At 65.6% G+C, this 4,447-nt stretch carries 4 protein-coding genes; 3 read left to right on the top strand and 1 reads right to left on the bottom strand.

The genetic code is table 11. The annotated features are described in order from the left end of the window. A partial coding sequence (locus AC5JJ6_RS00700) for an N-formylglutamate amidohydrolase (protein WP_496040192.1) occupies window positions 1–733 on the bottom strand: 733 nt, incomplete at its 3' end. A 274-nt stretch (window positions 734–1,007) separates the two neighbouring features. Between AC5JJ6_RS00700 and AC5JJ6_RS00695 the strand changes: the two genes are divergently transcribed. The 3 genes from AC5JJ6_RS00695 (at window position 1,008) to AC5JJ6_RS00685 (ending at window position 4,261) form a co-directional block, all read left to right on the top strand. After that, window positions 1,008–1,961, top strand: a complete 954-nt coding sequence (locus AC5JJ6_RS00695; RefSeq protein ID WP_496040191.1) for a M14 family metallopeptidase — start codon at window positions 1,008–1,010, stop codon at window positions 1,959–1,961. A 7-nt stretch (window positions 1,962–1,968) separates the two neighbouring features. Continuing rightward, on the top strand, window positions 1,969–3,069 hold the full coding sequence (locus AC5JJ6_RS00690) for an AbrB family transcriptional regulator (protein ID WP_496040190.1): 1,101 nt from the start codon (window positions 1,969–1,971) through the stop codon (window positions 3,067–3,069). A gap of 67 nt (window positions 3,070–3,136) precedes the next feature. Continuing rightward, entirely contained in the window at window positions 3,137–4,261 is a 1,125-nt protein-coding gene (locus AC5JJ6_RS00685; RefSeq protein WP_496040189.1) for an AI-2E family transporter, read from the top strand. Window positions 4,262–4,447 lie beyond the last annotated feature (186 nt).

Below are 4,447 nucleotides of genomic sequence, written 5' to 3'. Positions count from 1 at the left end.
AGAGGCCGCGATGGATTTCCAGTTGCAGGCTGTGCAGCCCGCGCTTCGGATCGGAGTAGCGACGCACCAGTTCGACCCCCTTGTAAGGGTCGTTGAGCTTCACCCTGTAGCCCAGGCTTTTCAGGAAGCCGGCGACGTAGCGGGTGAAGTCGGGATCGCAGGTCGTGCCGTCGCGGTCGCCCAGGATGAAATCGGCACGGGCCGACGGGTCCCTGCCGAAGGTAGGCATGGAATGGCAGTTGAGGTGATAGACCGTGCCGAACTGGCGATGGAGCCGGTCGATCGCGGTGCCGACCTGCTCATGATAGGGTCGGTAGTAGCGATCGATCCGCCACGCCACCTGGGCGACGCTCAGCCGTCCGTCGTACATCGGCATGCCGGGCCGGCACAGGCGGCGGACCAGCCCCATGCCGGCGAAGCTCTTCTCGCTCGGGTGGATCGGTTCGGGCCAGGGAGATGCCAGCAGTTCCGGCTCGATATCGTCGATGGCCCGGTTGACGTCGATATAGCTGCGCGGGAAAAGCGCGCTGATCACGGTGGCGCCATGCTCCGGCGCCATTGCGATCAGCTCGTCGACATGGGTGTCCTCGGCCTGACGGAGTGCCCGGAACGGACAGACGAAGCCGAAGTCGCGCGGATAGACGTTGCCGCTATGCGGTGAATCGAGGACCAGAGGAACGGGCCGACCTTGCGGATCGTCACGGACCAGAACATCTTCGATCACAAAGCTCATAAGCACTCCGTCTGCCTGGAACGTTTCCTGCCGTTCCAGGCGGCTCCACCACTGAATTTCAAAATTGTGACACGCTCCGGTATAGCCCGGCTATCCGGAACCGTCGATGGAAACTTATCGCAAGGTGCCCATGCACGAAGATGCGCCGTGTAATACACCGACGCATATCTGCACCGCCCGGCACCGTACCGGTTTGTCCATGGCGGCGGAAAGCCTATAGTCCTGTAGGCGCCGCGCTCGGGCCAGCGAGCCAACATTTTGGGGAACGATACCCTTGACTGAAACCGCTTATCGGATCGAACTGAAGCCGCCGGATATAACCGCCTACCGATCCGGCAATACGGGGATCGATTTCGTCACGACGTTCGACAGCGGTAAAGACGGTCCGCACGTACTGGTCAATGCCCTTACCCATGGCAACGAACTGTGCGGCGCCATAGCGCTCGACTTCCTGTTCCGTCACGGCGTCAGGCCGGTGCGCGGACGGCTGACGCTGTGTTTCGCCAATGTCGCGGCCTATCGGTGCTTCGATCCGGCACGTCCCGGCGCATCCCGTTTCGTCGACGAGGACTTCAACCGGGTCTGGTCTCCGCAGGTGCTGGAAGGCCCCCGGAACTCGGTCGAACTGATCCGCGCCCGGACCTTGCGTCCGGTCTACGATACCGCCGACCTGCTGCTCGATCTGCACTCGATGCAGCATGCGACGCCGCCGCTGGTGCTGTGCGGCGTGACGGAACGCGGGCGGCAACTGGCTCAGGCGGTCGGAGTTCCGGAATGGATCGTCAGCGACAGCGGCCATGCCTCCGGCCGCCGGCTGCTCGACTATGCGGGCTTCGCCGATCCCGCCGGGAGCAAGACCGCCCTGCTGGCCGAGTGCGGCCAGCATTGGGAACGGGACGCGGCATCCGTGGCGATCGAGACCACGCTGCGCTTCCTGCTCGCCACCGGCACCGTCGATCCGGACTTCGCGGCTCCCCACCTGAAGCCGGAGCCGCCGCCGGAGCAGAAGGTGATCGAGATCACCGACGCGGTCACGATGAAGGGTTCCGATCTGGTCTATGAAGCCGACTATGTCGGCATGGAGATCATCGGCCGCAAGGGCACCCTGATCGCCCGGGACGACAGCACGGAGATAAGGACCCCCTATGACAATTGCGTCCTGATCATGCCGTCGCGCCGGCTGCGGCGCGGCCAGACGGCCGTCCGGCTGGGCCGTATCGTAAGCTGACCGTCCGATGAGCACACCTTCCGAGAAACCCTGGCGGGCTGCCGTCCGCCGGCTCAATCCCCCTATGCTGGCGTTTACCCTGCTGCTCGGCACCCTCGGCGGAGCCGTGTTCTCGTGGTTCCAGTTGCCGCTGGCCTGGATGATCGGATCGATGGTGTTCTGCACGGCGGCCTCCATGAGCGGCCTGCCGATCCAGGTCCCCGGCGGTCTCCGTTCGGGCATGATCATGATCCTGGGCATCATGCTGGGGAGCGCTTTCACGCCGCATATCGCCGACCGTCTCGGTGAATGGGCGATCAGTCTGGCCGGCCTCGCCTTCTACATCGTCCTGTCGGCGGCGCTCGGGATCGTTTTTCTCCGCAAGGTCGCACGCTACGATCCGGTCACCGCGTTCTTCACGGCCACTCCCGGCGGGTTGAACGAGATGGTGCTGGTCGGGTCCGCCATGGGCGGCGACGACAGGACGATATCGGTCGCACACAGCGCCCGCGTGATGCTGGTGGTCATGACCGTCCCCGTCTTCTTCCAGATGTTCCAGGGTTACGACCCCGCCAGCCGGGGTCCTCTCGGGCCGGCCCTGGCCGACGTGCCTCCGGTCGACCTGGCCCTGCTGGCGTCCTGCGCACTGGGAGCCGTCGCCGGCCGGTGGCTGCGCCTGCCCGCCTATATGCTGCTGGGGCCGATGCTGGTCAGCGCCGCCATCCACCTGGGCGGACTGACGACCGGCAAGCCGCCCGGCGTCCTGATCGCCGCCGCCCAGATCGTCGTGGGAGCGGCGCTCGGCAGCCGTTTCTCCGGTGTCCGCGTCAGCCGCATCGCCCATACCCTGGCGATCGCCTCCGCCCTGACGGCGATGCTGCTGGTCGTCACGATGGCGTTTTCGCTGGCCCTGCACTGGATCACCGGGATTCCCCTGCCCGCCCTGGTACTGGCGTTTTCGCCCGGCGGCCTTGCGGAGATGAGTCTGGTAGCGCTGGCGCTCGGCGTTGATGCCGCGTTCGTCTCCACCCACCACATCGTGCGCATCGTCCTGATCGTATCGCTGGTGCCCCTTACCTTCCGTGCCTTCCGGAAATTCGAGCAGCGCCGCCATCCGAAAGGCGAGTGACCGCTCGAAAGGCGACTGCCCCCGAGGTGCCGGCGAACCATCGGGGCGGACCAAGCGTTACAGTGGCATGACCAGCAACATTGCCGCTCCCCACCTTGAAGGCCGTCCGCGGCTTACCGGACCGAGCCCCGACGGCGCCCCGGCCATCAACGGCCGCGGCAAAGCGGAGCGGGTCGCCATCGTCGGACTGTTCAGCCTTGGGGTGCTGTATACCCTGTTCCTGGCGCGCGACCTGCTGTTGCCGGTCTTCCTGGCGCTGCTGCTCAGCCTTCTGCTCCGCCCTGTCGTCAAGGGTCTTCGCCGCCTGCGCATCCCGGAATCGCTGAGCGCCGCCTTCCTGGTGGTGGTGCTGCTGCTAGGCCTTGCCGGCGCCGCCTTCAGCTTGACCGAACCGGCGACGGTCTGGATCAAGCGGGCTCCCGTTGTCATGAACCAGTTGGAGTTGAAGCTGGGCGACCTGCGGGAGTCGGTCGAGAGCGCCCGCAGGGCTTCCCACCAGATCGAGCAGATGGCGGCCGCCGCCGACGACGAGGCCCAGGCTGTTGTGGTGCGCGGTCCCAGTCTGGCGGAGCAGGCGCTGACCCAGACGCAGGTGATCCTGGCGCAGTTGTTCGTCGTCCTGGTGCTGCTGTTCTTCTTCCTGGCCCGTGGCCGCAGCATGCTGGAGCAGCTGATGGGCACGATGACCAACCTGGAGGATCGCATACATTACGCGACCATAGCCGGTACGGTGCAGAAGAACATCGCGGCCTATCTGGCCACCGTCACCCTGATCAACACCGCCCTTGGCCTCGTCACCGCCGGGTTGATGACGGCTTTCGGGGTGCCGAACCCCGGTCTGTGGGGTGTCCTGGCCGGTCTGCTGAACTTCATCCCATACCTGGGAGCCGCCGTCAGCCTGACCATCATCGCACTCGTCTCGGCCCTGACCTTCGACGGTCTGCTTCAGATCGTCCTGCCGCCGCTGTCGTTCCTGGCGGTGACCGCGGTCGAGGGCAACATCGTCACTCCCATGATCGTCGGCCACAGGCTGACGTTGAACCCGATAGCCGTGTTCCTGACGATCCTGTTCTGGGGATGGCTGTGGGGCATTCCCGGTGCGCTGATGGCGGTACCGATCCTGGCCGTGTTCAAGATCCTGTGCGACGCCCACAAGCCGCTGCACTCCCTGGGCGCCCTGCTCGGCGGCTGAAGCCGGCTCTACCGCCTGCCGTCCTTAGCCCCGCCCGGCTACAGGTCGACGCCGTTTCCGGGTGCAACGGGCGGTATCGGCTGTCCGGGCTTTTCAGGCGGATCGGCCCGGCGCACGATGATGTCGCCGTTCTCCTTGATCTCCGGCAGATTGTAACGCGGCAGTTCTTCCACCATCCGCTGGAGG

It is taken from the genome of Skermanella sp., from assembly GCF_059503625.1.
This window is presented reverse-complemented; position numbering and strand designations above follow the sequence as displayed.